Raw genomic sequence first — 18,368 nt, forward strand, 5'->3', positions numbered from 1 at the left:
CGCTCCGGACCGGCAACGCTTGCAGCGCGCCGGTCGAGCCGCTCAACATCAAACGATCATCGCCACATGCCGCGCATTCGTGCGCCCAGGTCGATCCGCGCGCCAAGATCGATCCGCGTTTGATGCGCCGATCCGTGTCCAGTGGGTTCGGCGGCGGGAGGCGGCCATGAGACTTTTTCGAAACTGGGCGTGAGGGACTCGGGAATGAAGCGGCTGCGCGCGGCATAGACATGGCGGTCGCCGCGACTGTGCTGGCCGTGCGTGAAGAAGCGCTGCGGGATCAGCAGATGCAGGCTGTCCTTGGCCCGGGTCATCGCCACATAGAGCAAGCGCCGCTCCTCCTCGATCTCCGCGCTGGAGCCGGTGGCGAGGTCCGATGGAATGCAGCCGTCCACGACATTGAGCAGAAAGACCGATTTCCATTCCTGCCCCTTGGCGGAATGAATGGTGGAGAGGATGAGATAATCCTCGTCGCGCAGCGGGACGCCGGCCTCGGCGCTGGTTGCGTCGGGCGGGTCGAGCGTCAGTTCGGTCAGGAAGCGTTCGCGCGAGGGATAGGTCGCGGCGATCTGCTCAAGCTGGACGAGGTCGATCTGGCGCGTCGTCGGGTCCTCGTGCAGGCGTTCGAGATGCGGTTCATACCATGCGCGGGCGCGGCTCATCGCTGCGGGCCAGATCGCCTGCGCTCCATGCAGGTCCTGCACGGCGGCGACGAATCCCGGCCAGAAATCGCCCGCCTTCACCGGCGAGGGCAGGGCGGCCAGCGCCGCGACAGGGTCGCTTTGCGTGCCGATCTCGTCGAGCGCGCGCCGGGCGGTGGAGGGGCCGACGCCTGGAAGGATCTGCAACAGGCGAAAGCCTGCAATTCGGTCGCGCGGGTTCTGCGCGAAGCGCAGCATGGCCAGCAAATCCTTGACATGGGCGCTGTCGAGAAATTTGAGCCCGCCGAATTTCACGAATGGAATGTTGCGCCGGGTCAGCTCCACTTCGAGCGGGCCGCTGTGATGGGCGGCGCGGAACAGCACGGCCTGCGACTTGAGCTTTTCGCCGGCCTCGCGCGCCTCAAGCACCTTTTCGACGATGTAATTGGCCTGGCCGGTCTCGTCGCGCACGACGACGAGCGCGGGCAGTCGCGCTGACGCGCGTTCCGTCCAGAGGTTCTTGGCGAAACGCTCCTTGGCCAGCCCGATGACGCCATTGGCGGCGGCGAGGATCGGCTGGGTCGAGCGGTAATTGCGGTCGAGCGTGACGATCTTGGCGGGGGGCGCAAACTGGCCGGGAAATTCCAGAATATTGCGCACCTCCGCCGCGCGGAAGGAATAGATCGATTGGGCGTCGTCGCCGACGACGGTGAGTCCGCGCCCGTCCGGCTTCAGGCCGGTCAGGATCGAAGCCTGCAGCCGATTGGTGTCCTGATATTCATCGACCAGCACATGGTCGAAGCGTCCGCTCATTTCGGCGGCAAGCGCCGGTTCGGCGGCCATCTGCGCCCAATAAAGCAGCAGGTCGTCGTAATCTAGGATGTTCTGCCTCTGCTTGGCCTCGACATAGGCCGCGAACATCGCGCGAAGCTGTTCGCTCCAGCCGGCGCACCAGGGGAAATTCTTGCCCAGAACCTCATCCAGCGGCCGTTCGGCATTGACGGCGCGGGAATAGATGGCGAGGCATGTCGCCTTGGCTGGAAACCGCTTTTCCGTCTTCGAGAAGCCGAGGTCGTGGCGCACGAGATTGAGCAGGTCGGCGCTGTCCTCGCGGTCGTGAATGGTGAAATCGGCGTCGAGCCCGATCAGCGGCGCATATTCGCGCAGCAGCCGCGCGCCGATTCCGTGAAAAGTGCCGGCCCAGGCCAGCGCGAAGGCCAGCGAATCGCCCTTGGCGCCGAGCGCCTCGGCGCAGATCCGCTGCACGCGCCTGCACATTTCGGACGCCGCGCGCCGCGAAAAAGTCATCAGGAGAATGCGGCGCGGATCGGCGCCCGTGGCGATCAGATGAGCGACGCGATGGGCCAGCGTATTGGTTTTGCCGGAGCCCGCGCCAGCGATGACGAGCAGCGGCCCGCCGCAAGAAGCGCCGCCGACGCCGAATTCTACGGCGTGGCGCTGCTCTGCATTGAGTTTGTCGAGATAGGCGGCCGCGCTCACCAGCTTCTCCCCAGCGTCCCCGATTTTGCGAATCGGGGCGTGTTCGCATGAACATAGTACGAACGAAAAGGGGGCTCAAAGCTTTTCGCGGCCAGCGGCCAAAGCGGTCTCAAAGGAAATCGCCGACGCGGCTGGTCAGGCCTGCGTCGGCGTCCGTTCGGATCAGCGACGGTTGACGCGGCGCACGGTGCGGCGGGTGGAACGGTGCGCGGCGCCGACAGCCGTCACTGTCTTGGTCGGCTGGACGCCAACGACAGCGGCGTCTTGCGAGACGAGAACAGGGAGGGCGGCGACAGGCTCGGCGAGCAGCGCAAGAGCGCCAAGGGCAAAGAAAAATTTCTTCATTTTTGATCTCCCGAAAAATCTTTGAAGGGACAAGCACTCGGTATGGGACTTCGAGCCATCACGAGACGGCCAGTCCAGCTTAGTCCCGATACATGTCGTTTAGAAAGGCCCTGGAGGCCCGGATTGCCGACATATGCGTTGAACTGAAGTTCGATACGAAAGCGGCGGCAATCTTGCTTGTCTCGCGCCAGCTACGGCGATCTTCGGTCGGGACAATGAGCGAGCAAACCTGCATTCTGGTGCTTGGAATGGGCCCCCTGGCCTCGACGGCGGCGCGTCTGCTGCTTCTGGCCGGCTATGCGGTGGCGATTTACCAGGCCGAAGACCCGAAAATCCTGCGCCGCAAGATGTCTTTCGCCGATGCCTGGGCGGGCGGGCGCGCCTGTCTCGATGGGGTGGAAGCGCGGATGGTCCGGCGCGAGCGGGAATTTTTGGCAGGTTTGCGCCAAAAAAGTTTCATTCCTGTCCTCGCGCGCCCGGTCGTCGGCGCGGTCGAGCGTTGGCCCTGGGACGTGATCGTCGACTGCGGCGGCGAAAGCGCAAGCGCAGGGCGGATGAATTCCTTCTACGCTCCCTTCCGCGTCGGCCTTGGGCCGGGGTCTGTCGCGGGCGAGGATTGCGACGTCGTGATCGCGACGGACGGGCCGGACCCAGGCGCCGTGATCCGGGCGGGAAGCGCGCCGCGCGTCGAGGCGAGCGGCGAGATTGGCTTCCACACGGCTGGATTGGCCGAAGCGCCGCATTCGGGGCGGTTCCGGGCAGAGCGCGAGATCGGCGAAATGGTTTCCCGTGGCGACCTGCTCGGCCATCTCGGCGAGACGCCGATCACCGCGCCGCGCGCCGGGCGTCTGGTCGGTTTACGCCGGCCCGGGGCGGCGGTGGCCGAGGGTGAGGCCTTGGCCGAAGTCGCGCTCGATCCGCTGACGCCTTTTTCCGGCGTCGGCAGAGGCGAGCAGGCCATCGCGCGCGCGGTGCTGCTTGCGGTTCAAATGGAGCTGAATGGCTGGGCGCCGGTGGAGCTGAAGGGGCTAGTCTGAATCAACCGCCGGTCTTGAACAGCGGCACGAAGAAATCGCTCGTTCCAATCAGCACGAATTGCACGCCGATACAGATCAGCAGGAAGCCGAACATGCGGGTCATGGCGTCGATGCCGTTCGGGCCGAGGAAGCGCACGAGCAGGATCGAGCCGCGCAGCACCAGCCAGGTGAACAGGGTCGTCAGGGCGATGCCGATCAGGACGATGACATTGCCGAGCGCGATCTTGTCGTCCGGAATTTGCGCCGAAGTGGCCAAAACTACGGAAATCGAGCCGGGACCACTCAATGAAGGCATTGCGAGCGGGGAGAAGGCGATGTCCTTCTGGGCGGCGACCTTCTCGCCGGCCGGGGCGCTCGGCGGGAAAACCATGCGGAAGCCGAGCGTCGAGACCAGCAGGCCGCCGGCGATACGAATGCCGGGCAGGGAGATGCCGAAAAAGCCGATGATGAACCGGCCCGCGATCAGGAAGGTCGAGAGGATGCAGAAGGCGTAGAGGCAGCCGAGCAGGGTCTGGCGGTTACGCTCCTCCGGCGTCATTCCGGCGGTGAGCGCGATCAGCAGCGGCGCCGTGCTGAATGGATTCATGATCGGCAGCAGGCCGGCGATCACAAGAAGCACGAGTTCGATAAATCGGAAGGCGGTCATATACGGTCCTCGGCCCGTCGCATGGGACGCGCCTTCGCATGGCGGCTCGCGGCCCGCACGTCAACCCCTTTGGGGGCGAGCAGAGCATTGGGGGCGATGCGGAGCCCGAGGCTTAATGGCCCTGGATCCGCAACTTTCCCCAAAACACCGCGTGAACGACCACTGAATAGATCAGAACGACCGGCAAGGCGACGAGACCAGCGCCCCAGAACAGGAAGGACAGCGAGGATTCCGGCGCCGCCGCGCTGGCCACCGTGACGCTATAGGGGATCATAAAGGGCCAGAAGGCCGCCGCCAGAAAGCCAAAGGCGGAGAGAAAGAACAGGATCGTGAAGGCGAAGGGCTGGCCGTCGCGGCGCGACTTGACCCCGCGCAGCGCGCCGAACAGCGACAGCGCGCCAGCCAGCGCGAAAAGCGCGGCCCAGGGCCGTTCCGTCAGCCGCATCACCACGCCTTGCGCCTGGACCAGCGTCACGATGGTGGCGAGAAAGAGCGTCGCGGCCATGCCCCCGGCGAGAAAGGGCGCGCGTTGATAGGCCCAGTCGCGCAGGCGGGTCGGCGATTTCAGGATCAGCCAGCCGGCGCCGAGCAGGCCATAGCCGAACATGAGGCCAATTCCGCACAGCACGGGCAAGGGCCGCAGCCATTCGAACGGCCCGCCGGCATATTGATTGTCCTTGATCGGAATGCCGAGGATCATTGCGCCAACGGCTGCGCCCTGGACGAAGGCGACAAGGCCCGAGCCGATCCAGAAGCCGGCGCTCCAAAGGCTCGAAGGCCCGCCGCGCCCGCGAAATTCGAACGCGACGCCCCGGAACATCAAGCCGAACAGCAGGAGCAGAACCGGGAAATAGAAGGCGGGCAGGAAGATCGCGTAGACGGCGGGAAAAGCCGCGAAAAGCGAGGCGCCGACGACGATCAGCCAGGTCTCGTTGCCGTCCCAGAAGGGCGAGATCGACCCCATCATCTCTTCGCGCAATTCGGGATCGCGCGTCGCGCCGAACAACATGCCGACGCCGAGATCGAAGCCGTCGAGAACGACATAGACGATAATGGAGAAGGCGATGGCCCCGGCCCAGAACAGGGCGAGGTCGGAAGGCGCGGCGGGGCTCATTGCACGGGCTCCGTGTTCAGGCCATAGCCTGCGGCGGGCTGCGTCCTGCGCGTCAGCCCGTCGCGCATCAGGCGATAGAAATAGACGACGCCGAAAGCATAGATGAGGGAATAGACGAGGATATAGCCGGCGAGGGAGGCCAGCACCATGGGCGTCGAAAGCGAAGGCGTCACGGCGTCCTTGGTGCGCAGCAGCCCATAGACCACCCAGGGCTGGCGGCCGACTTCGGCGGTGAACCAGCCGGCGAGCACGGCGACGAAGCCGGTGGGGAAGGAGAGGAAGGCCAGCCAAAGGAACCAGCGTTCGTCCTCGAGCCGCCCCAGCACCCGCAGGAGAACGCCGCCCCAGGAAATGGCCATCATCACAAGGGCCATGCCCACCATGATGCGGAAGGTCCAGAACGGTATCAGCACGGGCGGACGGTCCTGGACTGGAAAGGAATCGATGCCGACTTCCTTCGAATCCCATGTTCCGGTGGCGATGAAGCTGCCCAGGCGCGGGATGGACAGCGCATAGAGATTGCGTCCCGTGGCTTCGTCCGGCCAGCCGACCAGCACTTCCGCCGCGGGCTGCTCGTCATGCCAGCGCGCCTCGATCGCCGCGAATTTGGCGGGCTGATATTTGTGCACGATGTCCCCGGCCAGATGGCCCAACAGGATTTGCGCGGGAATCAGCACTGCGGCGAGGCCAAGGCCCCAATCCAGCATCACGCGCGATTCCTCCCAGGCCGTTCCGCGCAGGCGATGCCAGGCGCCCGTCGCGGCGACGCACATGCTGGTGGTGAGGAAGGCGCCGAGCAGCATATGCGGCCAGCGGATGCGCTGAACCGGGCCAAGCAGAATGGCCTTCCAATCGTCCGGGATGAGCTTGCCGTCAACGATCGTATGGCCGAGCGGGACCTGCATCCAGCTGTTGTTGCAAAGGATCCAGTAGGACGAAAGCATCGTCCCCAATGCGACCATGCAGCAGGAGAAAAAATAGAACCAGGGCGGCGTCCGGTCGCGCCCCAATAGCATGATTCCGAAAAAGGACGCCTCCAGCAGGAAGGCGGTGAAGGCTTCATAGCCGAGCAGGGGCCCCTGGATCGAGCCGGTGCGCTCCGACAGCGCGCTCCAATTCGTGCCGAACTGGAAGGCCATGACGATGCCGCTGACGACGCCCATGGCGAAGGACAGCGCGAAGACCTTGAGCCAGAAATCGAACAGCCGCCGGTAGACCGGGTTCCGCGTGGCCATCGACATGCCCTCGATGGTCGCGAGCCACGCGGCGAGGCCGATGGTGAAGGAGGGAAAAATAATGTGGAAGCTGACCACGAAGGCGAATTGAATTCGGGACAGGAGGACGGGGTCGAGTTCCATTCGCGGATTTCCGATAGGTCGCTGCGGAAACGGGCCGAATCGACGGTCCTTTTTCGACGGCCGGTAAGGAGCTTGACCGCATCGGAACCAGTGCGCCCGCCGCTGTCAAACAAAATCTCGCGATGCAGCGTGCAGCTTGCCGCCGCGTCTTCTTTCCTGCCAAGATGAAGGCGGACCATTGGCGGCGGCGGAGCGGCTGGGATGAGCGAGATGCCGCAGGATGGCGGGCGGACGGAAGACGAAACGCGCGGCCTCGCCACGCTGGCGCTGCTTGCGCTGGCCACCGGCGCCGCCGCCGGGCTGATCGGCGCGATTTTCCGCCTTGCGCTCGACCGGGCGGATGGTTTTCGCGATTCGACGCTTGGCTGGATGCATGGCCGGTCCGCGTCCGGCTTTTTGGCTGTCGTGCTTCTCTGCGGCGCGGCCACGGCTCTTGCGGCCTGGCTGGCCCGGCGTTACGCGCCCCATGCGGCGGGCAGCGGCATTCCCCATGTCGAAGCGGTACTGCATGGCGAGGCCGCGCCCGCGCCTTTCCTGCTGTTGCCGGTCAAGTTTTTCGGCGGCCTGCTTGCTATCGGCTCCGGATTGGCTTTGGGCCGCGAGGGGCCGAGCGTGCAGATGGGCGCGAGCCTTGCCCATCAGGTTGGGCGGCTATTCGGGCTGGGCGCCGCCGATTGCCGGGTGCTGCTCGCGGCGGGGGCGGGCGCGGGTCTCGCCACGGCTTTTAACGCGCCAATCGCCGGCGCGGTCTTCGTGCTGGAGGAACTGGCGCAAAGGTTCGAGCGCCGCATGGCCATCGCCGCGCTCGCGGCCTCGGCGACGGCCATAGCGTTTGCGCGCCTGCTGCTCGGCGACGCGCCGGATTTCCATGTCGCCGCGCTCCTGCCGGCTTCCGCTGGGTCGCTGCTTCTGTTCCTTGTCGCGGGCGGCGTCGCGGGCGCGCTGGCCATCGCCTATAATCGCGCGCTGCTCGCGACGCTGGCCTTTTGCGAGGGGCTGACCCGCATTCCGCCGGTTTTGCGCGCGGCGGCGATCGGCGGAGGCGTCGGGGCGCTGGCCTGGTTCACGCCGTCGCTGGTCGGCGGCGGCGATGCGCTCACCCAGAGCGCCTTGCTTGGCCAAGGAGTCCTGCCCGGTAAAGGCGATTTCATCGGTCTTGCCTTGGTCTTTCTGGCGCGCTTCGCGCTCGGCGCGATTTCCTATGCCTCCGGGGCGCCGGGCGGGCTGTTTGCGCCGCTGCTGACGCTTGGCGCGCAATCGGGCCTGATGCTCGGCCTGTTGGGCAAGGCGCTTTTTCCCGGCGCCGGGATCGAGCCCGAATCCTTCGCGCTCGTTGGTATGGCGGCCTTTTTCACGGGCGTAGTTCGCACGCCTTTGACGGGCATCTTGCTGGTGACGGAAATGACCGCCAGCACCACCCTGCTATTGCCCATGCTCGGCGCCTGCTTCACCGCCATGCTGGTTCCGACCCTGGCCCGCAACGAGCCGATCTACGACTCGTTGCGCATTCTGACGCTGCGGCGCGAGCGCGCCATCGCGACGGAACGCGGCGCGGGGCGGCGCGAGAGTGCGGCTGGGGACGGCGCGGGATAATGCGCGCGTCTGTGTCCTTCAGGCGACAGGCGGCGGCGGATTCAAGGACGAGACGCGAAAGCCTTTGAATTCGCCAGCAAAAATGCCAAAGCTTTCTGTTGCGATAAGGTGGGGCTTCATTTGACGCCGGGGCTGCCGAAAGAGAGGCGCGACATTTTCCGGCGGGCATGGCTCGTTCGGCTGATGGCGCTCGTCTTCGCCCTGCAAACTATGGGCCTGTTCCTCGCGCCTGCGCGGCCCGCGCTGACGGCCCAAGTCGATATGGCCCAAGTCGATGTGGCTCAAGTCGATGTGGCCGAAATGGCCATGCCCGACTGCCCGCACCACAGCAAACAGGGCAAGGGCCATGAGCACGGCACATCGGATTCCTGCCCGATGTGCCAGACGCTCGGCTGCGCCCTCGCCGGCGCGCCGCTTCCGGACCTTGTCGCGCGCGCAGACCAACGCCTGATCGGCTTGCTGGCCGTGCCGGCGCCGCAATTGTCGCCGCGCGCGCCGCCGCTGCAAACGCCGCCGCCGCGCGGTCCTCCGGTTCTCGTCTGAACATCGCGTAGCAACGTGTTCGCGGGCGTCGCCCTTTTGGGCGCGCGCCACCCGCCTTTTGGCGGCCAGACCAGATCAAGAGACCGAAATGAAAGCTTCCTTCCTCACGCGCGCGTCAAGCCGCGCGCCCAGAACTTATGCCCTCGCCGCCTGCGCGGCTTTGCTCGCGGGCGCCTCGCCGGCGCAGGCCCACACCATTGTCGGCGACCGCGTCTTTCCCGCGACGCTGGCCATCGACGATCCCGGCGTCAATGACGAGCTGAACCTGCCGACCTTCACCACTATGACCGCCGCCAATCCCGACGGCTCGCCCGGCTCGATCAATTATTCGCTCGGCTGGGAATATTCCAAGACCATTACCGCCAATCTCGCGCTGTCGGTCGGGTCCGAGGGCTATAGCTGGCAAAGGCGGCCCAACGCCTATGGCTGGGGCAATATCGAGACCCAGCTCAAATATGTGATGTGGCAGGACGCCAAATCCGAGTCGATCGTCTCGACCGCCGTCAGCGCCGAATGGGGCAATAGCGGCAGCCCACAAAGCGCCTCGCTGCCTTCCGACCCGGTAACGACCGTGACCTTCAAACTCTTCGCGGGCAAGGGTTTCGGCGACGCCTCCGCCGATTGGCTCAAGCCTTTCGCCATCACCGGCGAATATGATTTCACCGTGCCGACCCGCTCATCGAACGCCGACGGCAGCCTCAACGCCACCACCGTCACCTATGGCGCGACGTTGCAATACAGTCTGCTCTATATGAACGCCCATGTGCGGGAAGTGCCGGAACTTTTCCGGCGGCTGATCCCCGCCTTCGAGGCGGTCTTCACCACGCCTTTGTCCAATCTGGAGCCATCCGTTCCCGGCGAATTTGGAACCAATGTGACGACTGGCGTGGTCGGGCCATCGCTCTATTATGTCGGCAATAATTTTCAGCTCGGCGTGATGGCGCAGATTCCGATCAATTCCGCGAGCGGCGCGCATGTCGGCGTGATGGCTTCGGTGGATTTCTATCTGGACGACATCGCGCCCAATTCCATTGGCAAGCCTTTGTTCGGCGCGCCGCAGGCGCGCGGCCGCTATTGAGGAGGGCATGATGAGAAAACTTCGAATTTCCTTTGTCGCGGCGGCGCTCGGCGCCGCCCTCTTCGCCCCGGCTGCGGCTTGGGCGCACGCCATGCTGGATCACGCCGTCCCAGCCGTCGGCGGCACGGCGCAGGGCGCGCCGGGCGAATTGCAGATCGCCTTCACGCAAAACATCGTGGCGTCCTTCTCGGGCGCCGAGCTTAAGACCGCCGAAGGCGCGGCCATCCCCACCGGAAAGGCCGTTGTCGATCCGGCGAGCCCCAAGGTGATGCGCGTGCCGATCGGACAGAAGCTGAAGCCGGGACTTTATGTCGTGACCTGGCATGTGGTTTCGGTCGATTCCCATCGCAGTTCCGGCTCGTATAAATTCACGGTCGCGCCGTGAGTTGGCGCGGGGCCGGCCCGGCCATTAAGCCGGTTCAGCCCGGGCCCCTGGCGCGGAAGGGAAGCGGGGCTGAATCATGGAGGGCTTGAGTGCTGCCTATGGCAGCGAGGCCTTTCCGATCCTCCCCCTGCTTGTCCTTGCGCGATGGGTTCATTTCGGGTCGGTTTTCATCCTGTTCGGAGCGCCCCTGTTCTGGCTCGGCATGGAGGCCGGATTTTTTCGCGCGCGCCACGCCACCGATGGTCTGCTGCGATGGGCGGCGCCTGTCGCCGCCGCGTCGGGGCTGGTCTGGGTCGGCGCGCTCGTCGCCAATATGGCGGGCGGATTCGACAGGCTGTTCGATCGCGAAACGCTGACTCTGTTCTTTTTTCAGACCGAGTTCGGCCCGGTCGCTTTCCTTCGCCTGTTTCTGCTGGGCGGCGCTGTGGCCGTCGCGGCCTCGCCCGGGGCGGCGTGGCGGGCCGCGCTGATGGGAATCGGCGCGTTTCTTCTGGTCGATCAGGCCTGGCTCGGCCATGCGGCGGAGGGCGGGGCGGGGCTCTGGGGCGCGCTGATGATCCTTGCCTATAGCGCCCATGTCCTTGCCGGCGCCGCCTGGCTTGGCGGATTGCCGCCGCTGTTTTTCGTGCTGCAGGCGACGCAGGATCGGGGCGAGGCGGAGGAGGCCGGCAATCCCGTCGCGGCCCTGACGCATTTTTCCATCCTTGCCCTGCCGGCAGTCACGCTGATTCTGATCAGCGGCGTCGCCAATGTCGCATTCCGCGTCGGTTCGTCGCTCCACGCATTGTTTTTGGCCGATTATGGCTATGTTCTCTGCGCCAAAGCCGCGCTGGTCGCCGCCATGCTGGCGCTCGCCTGTTACAATCGCTTCGTCGCCTTGCCGCGCTTGCACGAATCGCATGCCTCCGGCGCGGGGGCTTTGGCGAAAACGCGCGCGAGCGTGGGCTGCGAGCTTGCGCTGGGCCTGTTCGTGCTCGGCGCGGCGGCGCTGCTTGGCGTCACGCCGCCGCCGCAATAGCGCGCCGCGTTAGGCAAAAGAGGAATGTCGCGACGGTTGAGTTCGCAGGACGCGCGGATTAGCTTTGCGCGCGGCTGGCCTGCGCCGGCCCGCAGAATTTGAAATCATCGTCGCCGTCGCGACGCTTCCCCGGAGTTTCCTGCATGACCGCCTATCAAGCGCCGATCCGCGACATGATCTTCGCGATGAAGGAAATCGGCGGCCTTGCCCGGATCGCCGCCCTTCCGGGCAATGAAGAAGTGTCGGACGATCTGATCGAGGCGATCTTCGAAGAGGCGCGCAAATTCGCCGGCGACGTGCTGGCGCCGCTGAACCAGCCGGGCGACAGGCAGGGCTGCGTCTGCAAGGACGGCGTGGTGACGACGCCCGACGGCGTCAAGGAGGCCTACGCCGCCTTCTGCGAGAATGGTTGGAACGCCATGCCCGCCTCGCTCGACCATGGGGGCCAGGGCCTGCCGAACCTCGTCTCCACGCCGGTGCTGGAAATGTGGACGGCGGCGAACCTGGCTTTTTCCCTTTGCCAGATGCTGACGCTCGGCGCCACCGCCGCCATCGACCATCACGGTTCCGACGCCCAGAAGGCGCTCTATCTGCCTAATATGGTCGCCGGGACCTGGACCGGCACGATGAACCTCACCGAGCCGCAGGCGGGCTCCGACCTCGCCGCCGTCCGCACCCGCGCGGTTCCGGACGGCGACGCTTACCGCATCACCGGCACCAAGATTTTCATCACCTGGGGCGAGAACGACGTCGCCGAGAACATCATTCATCTCGTGCTCGCCCGCCTGCCCGACGCCCCTCCCGGGGTGAAGGGCATCTCGCTGTTCATCGTGCCGAAATTCCTCGTCAATGAGGATGGTTCGCTGGGCGCCCGCAACGACCTCGTCTGCGCCTCCATCGAGCACAAGCTCGGCATTCACGGCAGCCCGACGGCGGTAATGTCCTTCGGCGAGAAGGACGGCGCCATCGGCTATCTGGTCGGCGAGGCCAATCGCGGACTCGAATATATGTTCACCATGATGAACCACGCCCGCCTCAATGTCGGGCTGGAAGGCGTGGCCATCGCGGAGCGCGCGTTCCAGCAGGCGCGCGACTATGCCCTTCAGCGCATTCAGGGCCGGCCGATCGGCGCCCAGGCGGGCGCGCCCATCGCCTATCATCCCGACGTCAAGCGTATGTTGCTCGACATGAAATCGCGCGTGGACGCGATGCGGGCGCTGGCCTATTTCGCCGCCGGACAGATGGATATCGCCCACGCCTCGCCGGACAAGGCCGAGGCCGCCGCCGCGCAGGCGCTGGTCGATCTGCTGATCCCGGTGGTGAAGGGCTGGTGCACGGAAAACGCGGTCGAGATCGCCTCGATTGGCGTGCAGGTCCATGGCGGCATGGGTTTCATCGAAGAAACCGGCGCCGCCCAGCATTTCCGCGACGCCCGCATCACGCCGATCTATGAAGGCACGACGGCGATCCAGGCTCTCGACCTCGTCGGCCGCAAGATCGCGCGCGACGGCGGCGCTGCGGCGGGCCAGCTGATTCAGCAAATCGAAACGACGGCGGCCGAATTTTCCGGAGCGGCGCAGCCGGACATCGCGGCGCTTGGGCAGGCGTTGAAGGCGCCCGCAGCGCGGTTGCGGGACGCGGTCGAATGGGTGCTGGCGACCCATGGCGCCGCGCCCGCGCAGACGGCGTCCGCCGCCGTGCCGCTGCTCTATCAGTTTGGCGCCGTCATCGGCTTCTGGCTGCTGGCGCGCCAGGCGGCGCGGGCGGCGCAATTGCTCGACGAGAACGGCGCGGACGCCAGTTTCCTGCGCGGCAAGATCGCGCTCGCCCGGCATTTCGCCGGCCATGTCCTGCCGCATGCGGAAGGCTATTTCCTGGCGGCGACGCAGGGCGCTGAAAGCGTCGCGGGGTTCGACGTCGCGGCGATCTGAGGCGTCAAGGCGCTGTTGGGGGCGGCTAGCGGGGCCGCGCTGCATTGCGCCCTCGCAAATAGTTCAATGTTTCCGGGCGTCGCATCGCGGCATGATCGCGTCCGCGCCACGGATCTCGACCGCCTGAATGATCTGCCGCTATCGGAGAAAACGCCAATGAAAAGAAAACTGTTCACGCGTATGGCGGTGATCGCCGCGCTCATGTCCTTCCTTCCCGCCCAGTCCGAGGCGCTGGGGATCCCGGGCGTTCATCCGACGGCGGATTTCGACGACGCGATTGTTCTGGCGCGGCGCGGCGGCGGCGGTCCCCGTGGCGGCGGCATGCATCGCGGCGGAAACATCAATCGCAACGTGAACGTGAACCGCAATGTTCGCGGAAACGTCAACCGCAACGTGAATGTGAACCGGAACGTGAATGTAAACCGGAATGTGCACGTCAATCGCAACGTGCATGTCAACCGCGGCCTTTATCGCGGTCCGAACGTCCGTTATCGCGGCGGGGCGTGGGTCCGGCCCCGCTCTTATTGGTGGCCGGCCGGCGGCGCCATCGCCGCGGGGGCGGCTCTGGGCGTCATCGCGGCCGCAAGCGCGGCTTCCTGGGCAGGTTCGCCTCCCGGCCCAAATTATTGCTGGTTCTATACGGATTCCACGCGCCGGAACGGCTTCTGGGACCGCTGCCCGTAACGCAGCTTCAGCTGTCTTTTGCGACCCGCCGTCCTCCGCCTCCGGGCGGAGGACGTTTTTACATGCGCGCTGGTTCGCCTATTTCGCCGCACCTGGAGTCGGCGCCGGGACGATACTCACGCCCTCGCCATTGATCAGCGAATCCGGCGGGTTGATCACGATGCGGTCGTCCGCCTCGACGCCTGCCGAGATCTCCAGCGTCGCGCCGAGGTCGCGGGCGATGGTCACGGGGCGCAGGCGGATCGTGTCGGAAGCGTCCACGACCGCGACATTCGGCCCCTCGGCGCGGAACAGCAGGGTATTGGCGGGAATCGACAGCGCCCCCTTGGGCGTGAGCGGCAAGGCGACCTGCACATAGGCGCCGGGCTTCAGCCGCCCTTCGGCGTTGGGCAGGATCAATTCGACGCGCAGCGAGCGCGTGGCGACGTCGATGGCGCCGGCGATATGCGTGACGGTCGCCGTAAAATTCTGTCCCGGCAATTCCGGCTGCGTCACCGCGACCTTGGCGCCCAGGGGCACGAGGTTCACATAGGCCTGCGGCACGTCCACGAAGACGCGCAGCGGGTCGGTGGTCGCCATCGAGAACAGCGAGACTCCGCCGCTGCCGGCGTTGACGAGATTGCCGACATTGACATTGCGGGCGGTGATGACGCCGTCGAAGGGCGCGAGCACTCGTTTGAAGGCGGTGGTTGCCTGCAATTGCCGGAGGTTCGCGGCGGCGGCGTTCTGCGCGGCCACGGCGGTGTCATAGGCGTTCTGCTTTTCGTCCAAAGCCTGCCGGGCGACAGAATCTTCCTTGAAAAGCTTCTGCCAGCGGTCGAGCGCGACCTTGCCGAGCACGACATTGGCCTTGGCCTGTTCAAGCTGTGCGGCGGCTTGCCGCACCTGCTGGTCGAGTTCGGGCGTGTCGAGTTCGGCCAGAAGCTGCCCCGTGGTTACGCGGGCGCCGATCTCGACCGCGAAGCTTTGCACATAGCCGCTGACGCGCGCGTAAATCGCGGTCTCGTTGTCGCCGCGAAGCGTGGCCGGCAGGCTCAGCATGCCGCCGGACTTGCTCGGGACGGGGGTCGCGGTCCTGACGAAAATGCGCTGGCTTTCCAGCGATTGCGTCTCCAGCTCCGCCCTGCTGGTCGCCCGGCCCATCAACACGCGCACGGCGCCGAGCGCCAGAAGCGCCAGAACGACCACGCCGGCCCGCCGGGCGTTGCGCCATACCCGCTGGCGGCGCGGCAGATGCAGATGCCCGTCGTCGCTGTGGAGGGCGAGATTTTCGTGGGTTGTCTTGGTCACGGTGGCGGCATCGTCTCTTGACTGGTCCGGCGGGCGCGCAGGCTATGCGCCCCCGCGAAAACCAGCGGCACGAACAGAAGGGTGGAAAAAGTGGCGAAAAGCAGACCGCCGATCACCGCGCGGCCGAGTGGCGCGTTCTGCTCGGCGCCCTCGCCGAGGCCGAGCGCCATCGGAATCATGCCGATGATCATGGCGAAAGCGGTCATCAGCACCGGCCTGATGCGCGTCGCGCCAGCTTCCAGCGCGGCGGACAGCGGCGGGGAGCCCGCGTGCAGCCGCTCGCGCGCGAAGGAGACGAGCAGGATGCTGTTGGCCGTGGCGACGCCTGTGGTCATGATCGCGCCGGTCAGGGCAGGCACCGAAAGATGCGTGCCGGTCAGGAACAGCATCCAGATGATGCCCGCGAGCGCGGCGGGCAAGGCGCTGATGATGATGAGCGGATCGAGCAGCGACTGGAAATTGACGACGATCAGCAGATAGACCAGTACGATGGCGACGGCGACGCCGACGCCGAGGCCGACATAGGAATCCTGCATGGTCGGCGCCTGGCCGCGCAGGTAGATGTCATAGCCGCGCGGCAGGTCGGGCCGCGCGTCATTCACCAGACGGTTGATATCGCGGGTGAGGCCGCCGAGGTCGCGGCCCTCGACGCTGACATAAATATCGATCGCCGGGCGGAGATTATAGCGCGACATCACCGCCGCCTCGACCGCGGGCTGCGCCTGGGCGAGATTGCCGAGAATTTGCGGCGCGCCGGTCGAACTGATCACAGGCGTGCGCATCAGGTCGTCCACCGTCGAAATCCGATATTGCGGCGTCTGCGCCGTGACATTGTAGGACACGCCGTTTTTGGGGCTGAGCCAGAAGGAGGGCGACGTCTGCTGGCTGCCGGAAAGCGAGATCAGCAGGTTCTGCGCCACCGTATTGGCGTTGATATTGACCTGCTGCATGCGCGTGCGGTCCATTTGGAGCCTGATGCTCGGCTGGTCGAGCCGCTGATGAATGTGGACGTCCACCGCGCCGGGCAGCTTGCGGATTTCGGCGGCCACGCGCGCGGCATGGGCGAAGCTGACATTCATATCCTGCCCAAGGAACTGCACGTCGATTGCGGCGGGCAGGCCGAAATTGAGGATCTGCGTGACGATGTCCGCCGGCTGGAAGAAGAACTCCACGCCGGGGAATTTCTCCGGCAGGGTCCGGCGCAACGCGTCGATATAGAGATGCGCCGGGCGGTGGTCTTCCTTCAGCGCGATCAGGATCTCGGCGTCGAGCGTGCCGATGACGCCGGAATTGCCATAGGACAGGTTGATGCCGCTATAGGGCAGGCCGATATTGTCGAGAATCGTCTCCAGCTCGTTGGCGGGGATGGTCTGGCGCAGGAATCGGTCCACTTGATCGGCGAGCCGCGCGGTTTCCTCCACGCGCGTGCCGGTGGGCGCGCGCATGTGCAGGCGGATCGCCGAGCCGTCGACGCTGGGGAAGAAATCCTGGCCGAGCACGAAGGTCAGCCCGAGCGAGCCGAGGCAGAAGGCGAAGAAGGACAGGCCGAAGGCGCGCCGGCGCGTCAGCAGCACGCTGAGCAGCACAATATAGCCCCCGCGCAGCCGTTCGAAGGCGGCGTCGAAGCCGTGGTGGATGCGCTCGAACCAGTTCCTGCGCGCGCTTTCCGCGCCGGGCGTGCGCAGCAGCAAGAGCGCCAAGGTGGGGACGAGCGTGCGCGACAGGATGTAGGACGCGATCATGGCGAAGACCACGGCCTCCGCCAAAGGCACGAACAGATAGCGCGAGACGCCCGCCAGGAAGAACATCGGCGTGAAAACGATGCAGATGCACAGGGTCGAAACCAGGGCGGGCAGCGCGATTTCGCCGGCGCCTTCATAGATCGAGTCGTAGAGATCGGTTCCCAGATGCAGGTGGCGTTCGATGTTCTCGATCGTGACCGTGGCGTCGTCCACCAGAATGCCGACCGCCAGAGCGAGGCCGCCGAGCGTCATGATATTGATGGTTTCGCCGAGGAATTGCAGCGCCAGCAGCGAGGACAGGATCGAGAGCGGGATCGACACCGCGATGATCAACGTCGAACGCCAGTTGCCGAGGAACAGCAGGATCAATGCGGCGGTGAGGCCCGCCGCGATCAGCGCCTCGCGGAACACGCCCGAGACGGCGGCCTTGACGAAGACCGACTGATCGAACAGCGGGCGCACATCGATCCCGACCGGCAGCAGCTTTTCCGCCCTGGGCAGCATGGCCTTGAGGTTGTCGACAATGCTCAGGGTGGAGGCGTTGCCGGTCTTGAGCAGCGACAACAGAGCGCCGCGCTCGCCATTGATGCGCACGATATTGGTCTGCGGCGAGAAGCCGTCGCGGACATGGGCGACCTCGCGCAGAAAAGTCACCGCGCCGTTGAGCGTGCGCACCGGCAGGTCGTTGAGGGCCTCGATATTGTCCGGCGAGCCGTTCATGCCGATGGTGAATTCGGTCGGCCCCATCTTCGCCGTGCCTGACGGCAGGATCAGGTTCTGGGCGTTGACGGCGTTGACGATGTCGAGTGGCGACAGCCCCTTGGCGAGCAGGGCCTCGGTGTCGATATCGACCGAGACGATGCGCTGCTTGCCGCCATAGGCGGCGGGAATGGCGACGCCCGGAATGGTCACCAGTTGCGGCCGCAGATTGTTCATCGCCGCGTCATTGACGGCCTGTTCGGCCAGCGTCTTGCTCGACAGCGCGAGCTGGATCACCGGGATCGACGAGGCCGAATAGGTCAGCACGATGGGCGGCGTCGTGCCCTGCGGCATCGACTTGATCATGAATTGTTCGGTCGCGACGGTCTGGGCCAGCGCCGTCTGCAGATTGGCGCCCTGCTGCAGGAAGATCTTCACCACTGCGACGCCGGAAAGCGTCTGCGATTCGATATGTTCGATATTATTGACCGTCGTGGTGAGGATGCGTTCGCTCGGGCCGGTGATGCGATAGCCCATTTCCTGTGCGGACAGGCCGGAATAGGACCAGATGATGCTGATGACCGGGATATTGATCTCGGGAAGGATGTCCGTGGCCATGGTCAACAGCATGTATGGCGTGGCCAGCACGATGGTCAGCGCCATGACCAGAAAGGTATAGGGGCGCTTGAGCGCGATGCTGACGATCCACATGCGGAAATCGAAGTCCCGTTGGCGGCTGAATCAAAACCCGACCTGCTTTATAG

Annotated in this window: 15 protein-coding genes; 8 read left to right on the top strand and 7 right to left on the bottom strand. The window is 65.5% G+C overall.

Features of this window, described 5'->3' with window-relative positions; all coding sequences use genetic code 11:
- Positions 1-56 precede the first annotated feature (56 nt).
- Together QZ409_RS04880 and QZ409_RS04885 are read right to left on the bottom strand one after the other, a co-directional pair.
- Positions 57-2,144 carry an ATP-dependent helicase gene (locus tag QZ409_RS04880; protein WP_296707531.1) on the bottom strand — a complete coding sequence of 696 codons (2,088 nt, stop codon included), beginning with the start codon at positions 2,142-2,144 and terminating at the stop codon, positions 57-59.
- Between the two features lie 159 nt (positions 2,145-2,303).
- Entirely contained in the window at positions 2,304-2,486 is a 183-nt protein-coding gene (locus tag QZ409_RS04885) for a hypothetical protein (RefSeq protein WP_296707452.1), read from the bottom strand.
- A 215-nt stretch (positions 2,487-2,701) separates the two neighbouring features.
- Here QZ409_RS04885 and QZ409_RS04890 point away from each other — a divergent pair, with 215 nt between their 5' ends.
- Complete coding sequence (locus tag QZ409_RS04890; protein WP_296707453.1) at positions 2,702-3,523, top strand: hypothetical protein; 822 nt, start codon at positions 2,702-2,704, stop codon at positions 3,521-3,523.
- Between the two features lies 1 nt (position 3,524).
- Here QZ409_RS04890 and QZ409_RS04895 read toward each other — a convergent pair whose 3' ends face one another.
- From QZ409_RS04895 to QZ409_RS04905, 3 genes are all read right to left on the bottom strand, one after another.
- On the bottom strand, positions 3,525-4,169 hold the full coding sequence (locus QZ409_RS04895; RefSeq protein WP_296707454.1) for a MarC family NAAT transporter: 645 nt from the start codon (positions 4,167-4,169) through the stop codon (positions 3,525-3,527).
- A gap of 112 nt (positions 4,170-4,281) precedes the next feature.
- On the bottom strand, positions 4,282-5,283 hold the full coding sequence (gene cydB / locus QZ409_RS04900) for a cytochrome d ubiquinol oxidase subunit II (protein ID WP_296707455.1): 1,002 nt from the start codon (positions 5,281-5,283) through the stop codon (positions 4,282-4,284).
- A complete protein-coding gene (locus QZ409_RS04905; RefSeq protein WP_296707456.1) occupies positions 5,280-6,641 on the bottom strand; it encodes a cytochrome ubiquinol oxidase subunit I in 1,362 nt (453 codons plus the stop codon). Before QZ409_RS04905 ends, cydB begins: the two co-directional genes overlap by 4 nt.
- A gap of 201 nt (positions 6,642-6,842) precedes the next feature.
- Between QZ409_RS04905 and clcA the strand changes: the two genes are divergently transcribed.
- The 7 genes from clcA (at position 6,843) to QZ409_RS04940 (ending at position 13,873) form a co-directional block, all read left to right on the top strand.
- The gene (gene clcA, locus QZ409_RS04910; RefSeq protein ID WP_296707457.1) at positions 6,843-8,234 is read left to right on the top strand and encodes a H(+)/Cl(-) exchange transporter ClcA; all 1,392 of its coding nucleotides are present in this window, start codon (positions 6,843-6,845) and stop codon (positions 8,232-8,234) included.
- A 183-nt stretch (positions 8,235-8,417) separates the two neighbouring features.
- A complete protein-coding gene (locus QZ409_RS04915; RefSeq protein ID WP_296707458.1) occupies positions 8,418-8,777 on the top strand; it encodes a hypothetical protein in 360 nt (119 codons plus the stop codon).
- Between the two features lie 88 nt (positions 8,778-8,865).
- Positions 8,866-9,855: a hypothetical protein gene (locus QZ409_RS04920; RefSeq protein WP_296707459.1), complete on the top strand. Its 990-nt coding sequence runs from the start codon at positions 8,866-8,868 to the stop codon at positions 9,853-9,855.
- A 10-nt stretch (positions 9,856-9,865) separates the two neighbouring features.
- Positions 9,866-10,240, top strand: a complete 375-nt coding sequence (copC, locus tag QZ409_RS04925; RefSeq protein ID WP_296707460.1) for a copper homeostasis periplasmic binding protein CopC — start codon at positions 9,866-9,868, stop codon at positions 10,238-10,240.
- Positions 10,241-10,325: 85 nt separating this feature from the next.
- Positions 10,326-11,258 carry a CopD family protein gene (locus QZ409_RS04930; protein ID WP_296707461.1) on the top strand — a complete coding sequence of 311 codons (933 nt, stop codon included), beginning with the start codon at positions 10,326-10,328 and terminating at the stop codon, positions 11,256-11,258.
- 143 nt (positions 11,259-11,401) lie between these two features.
- Positions 11,402-13,189, top strand: a complete 1,788-nt coding sequence (locus tag QZ409_RS04935) for an acyl-CoA dehydrogenase (protein WP_296707462.1) — start codon at positions 11,402-11,404, stop codon at positions 13,187-13,189.
- 156 nt (positions 13,190-13,345) lie between these two features.
- Positions 13,346-13,873 (top strand): hypothetical protein, encoded by a 528-nt coding sequence (locus QZ409_RS04940; RefSeq protein ID WP_296707463.1) that lies wholly within the window; start codon positions 13,346-13,348, stop codon positions 13,871-13,873.
- A gap of 78 nt (positions 13,874-13,951) precedes the next feature.
- Here QZ409_RS04940 and QZ409_RS04945 read toward each other — a convergent pair whose 3' ends face one another.
- Positions 13,952-15,163 carry an efflux RND transporter periplasmic adaptor subunit gene (locus QZ409_RS04945; RefSeq protein WP_296707464.1) on the bottom strand — a complete coding sequence of 404 codons (1,212 nt, stop codon included), beginning with the start codon at positions 15,161-15,163 and terminating at the stop codon, positions 13,952-13,954.
- Positions 15,160-18,315, bottom strand: a complete 3,156-nt coding sequence (locus QZ409_RS04950) for an efflux RND transporter permease subunit (protein ID WP_296707465.1) — start codon at positions 18,313-18,315, stop codon at positions 15,160-15,162. The genes QZ409_RS04945 and QZ409_RS04950 overlap by 4 nt, the downstream gene beginning before the upstream one ends.
- Positions 18,316-18,368: the final 53 nt, after the last annotated feature.

The organism is Rhodoblastus sp. (genome assembly GCF_019449565.1).
Lineage (GTDB): Bacteria > Pseudomonadota > Alphaproteobacteria > Rhizobiales > Beijerinckiaceae > Rhodoblastus.

Bases quoted from the DNA above. Each gene is read 5' to 3' on its own strand.
- copC (WP_296707460.1), top strand. From the start codon at position 9,866: ATGAGAAAACTTCGAATTTCCTTTGTCGCGGCGGCGCTCGGCGCCGCC.
- QZ409_RS04920 (WP_296707459.1), top strand. From the start codon at position 8,866: ATGAAAGCTTCCTTCCTCACGCGCGCGTCAAGCCGCGCGCCCAGAACT.
- clcA (WP_296707457.1), top strand. From the start codon at position 6,843: ATGAGCGAGATGCCGCAGGATGGCGGGCGGACGGAAGACGAAACGCGC.
- QZ409_RS04935 (WP_296707462.1), top strand. From the start codon at position 11,402: ATGACCGCCTATCAAGCGCCGATCCGCGACATGATCTTCGCGATGAAG.
- QZ409_RS04950 (WP_296707465.1), bottom strand. From the start codon at position 18,315: ATGTGGATCGTCAGCATCGCGCTCAAGCGCCCCTATACCTTTCTGGTC.
- QZ409_RS04890 (WP_296707453.1), top strand. From the start codon at position 2,702: ATGAGCGAGCAAACCTGCATTCTGGTGCTTGGAATGGGCCCCCTGGCC.
- QZ409_RS04940 (WP_296707463.1), top strand. From the start codon at position 13,346: ATGAAAAGAAAACTGTTCACGCGTATGGCGGTGATCGCCGCGCTCATG.
- QZ409_RS04905 (WP_296707456.1), bottom strand. From the start codon at position 6,641: ATGGAACTCGACCCCGTCCTCCTGTCCCGAATTCAATTCGCCTTCGTG.
- cydB (WP_296707455.1), bottom strand. From the start codon at position 5,283: ATGAGCCCCGCCGCGCCTTCCGACCTCGCCCTGTTCTGGGCCGGGGCC.
- QZ409_RS04895 (WP_296707454.1), bottom strand. From the start codon at position 4,169: ATGACCGCCTTCCGATTTATCGAACTCGTGCTTCTTGTGATCGCCGGC.
- QZ409_RS04885 (WP_296707452.1), bottom strand. From the start codon at position 2,486: ATGAAGAAATTTTTCTTTGCCCTTGGCGCTCTTGCGCTGCTCGCCGAG.
- QZ409_RS04915 (WP_296707458.1), top strand. From the start codon at position 8,418: ATGGCGCTCGTCTTCGCCCTGCAAACTATGGGCCTGTTCCTCGCGCCT.